The sequence below is a fragment of the Microvirga sp. P4_A5 genome (assembly GCF_056402495.1).
In genome coordinates this window covers 1-1713 of sequence record NZ_JBFUHH010000197.1, presented here as the reverse complement: position 1 = coordinate 1713, position 1713 = coordinate 1, and the positions used below count along the sequence as shown (strand labels likewise).

Annotated in this window: 3 protein-coding genes; 1 reads left to right on the top strand and 2 read right to left on the bottom strand. The window is 69.7% G+C overall.

The window, feature by feature from the left end:
* A partial coding sequence (locus AC1DVM_RS23085; protein WP_477258469.1) for a hypothetical protein occupies positions 1-375 on the bottom strand: 375 nt, incomplete at its 3' end.
* A gap of 43 nt (positions 376-418) precedes the next feature.
* On the opposite strand from AC1DVM_RS23085, the gene AC1DVM_RS23080 reads away from it, so the two are divergent.
* The gene (locus AC1DVM_RS23080) at positions 419-1414 is read left to right on the top strand and encodes an OmpA family protein (RefSeq protein ID WP_477258467.1); all 996 of its coding nucleotides are present in this window, start codon (positions 419-421) and stop codon (positions 1412-1414) included.
* Between the two features lie 66 nt (positions 1415-1480).
* Here AC1DVM_RS23080 and AC1DVM_RS23075 read toward each other — a convergent pair.
* On the bottom strand, positions 1481-1713 hold a 233-nt coding region (locus AC1DVM_RS23075), incomplete at its 5' end, for a KH domain-containing protein (protein WP_477258465.1).

Genomic DNA, 1713 nt, shown 5'->3' with positions numbered 1-1713 from the left:
CCCCACGCCCCGCGCCGCGCCTGCTCCCGACAAACCGGAGCGCCCGGCCGCGCGCCCTGCGCAGGAGGATCGACCCACGACGCGTCCGTCCCGGCCCGACCGTCCCGATATCCCTGCGCCGGGAACTCGCCCGGCACCGCCTGCCGCCCCTCCGGCCGCGACCCCTCCGGCTGCAGCGCCCACTCCGCGCGCCGTCCCAAATGCGGCTCCGACCCCGGCACCGAGTGCGGCTCCCGCACCAAGCGCGGCTCCGGTGCCAACTCCGAGCGTAACGCCCCCGCCGCCCGCTGCCGCGCCCGCTCCGGCGCAGCCCAGCGCGAGGCCGCAACCGCCCGCCGCGATCCAGACCGCTCCCACGACGGGTCCGGCCGTCACCGTTCCCCCCGTGAACGGCCGCCCTCAGCCGCCAGTTGGCGAGATGCGGGCTCCCGACGGGCGTCCTCTGCCGCCCGCCGGCACGACGCGAGGCCCCGACGGTCGCCCCCTGCCCTCCGCCGATATCACCGAGCGGCGGATGGAGGACCTGCGCGGCATGCGCCGCCAGCGCAGCGAGGATGGCGGTCGCCGAGTGATCATCGAGGAACCGGGCAATCGAACGATCGTTCGGGAAGGTGATCGCATGATCATCCGTCACGACGAATCGGCTCGGTTCCGCCGGACCTATCGCGACGCCGACGTCCGCGTCGAGCGCCGTGACGGCAACGACATCACCATCGTCCGCCGTCCGGACGGTTCGGAAATCGTGACCGTGCTGGACGAAGACGGCAACCTCGTCCGGCGCGTCCGACGCGAGGGTGGCCGCGAGATCGTGCTGATCGACAACCGGCGCGGCAACCGGCCCGACCGCGGCTATTTCGTGCAGGACGTCCTGCGCCTGCCGCCGCCCGTGGTCCGCATTCCGCGCGAGGAATACGTGGTCGAAATCGAAGACGCCTCGCAGGAAGAAATCTATGAGGCGTTCGAAGCGCCGCCCGTGGCGCGGGTCGAGCGAGCCTATACCCTCGACGAGATCCGCCAGAGCGCGCCCCTTCGCGATTACATGCGACGGGTCGATCTCGACACGATCACGTTCGAGTTCGGCTCCTGGGAGCTCCCGGAGCAACAGGTCGGCGCGATGACCGGCATTGCCGAGGCGATCAAGCGCGCACTCGCGGCCAATGCGAACGAGATCTTCCTCGTCGAGGGGCACACGGACGCCGTCGGCTCGGACGAGGACAATCTCAGCCTGTCGGATCGCCGCGCCGAGACGGTCGCAACATTGCTCACGCAGCGTTTCGGCATCCCCGCGGAGAACCTCACCACTCAAGGGTACGGCGAGCAGTACCTGAAGGTGAATACCCAGGTCGCCGAGCGCCAGAACCGCCGGGCGACGATCCGCCGGATCACGCCGCTGCTGCAGGGCAAAGCGCAGTAATCCGGCGCCGCAACAAAAAGGCCCGCACCGGGATTCGGCGCGGGCCTTTTTTCTCTGAAACGCTCCCTAGCCGCCGCGTGGAAACTCCAGCCCCATTTCCCGATATCGTTCGGGATCGTCGCCCCAGTTCTCGCGCACCTTCACGAACAGGAACAGGTGCACCGGGGCTTCGGCGATCTCGGCAATTTCCTTCCGCGCCGCCTGGCCGATGGCCTTGATGGTCTGGCCGCCCTTGCCGAGCACGATCTTGCGCTGGCTGTCCCGCTCCACGAACACCGTCTGCTCGATGCGGATCGAGC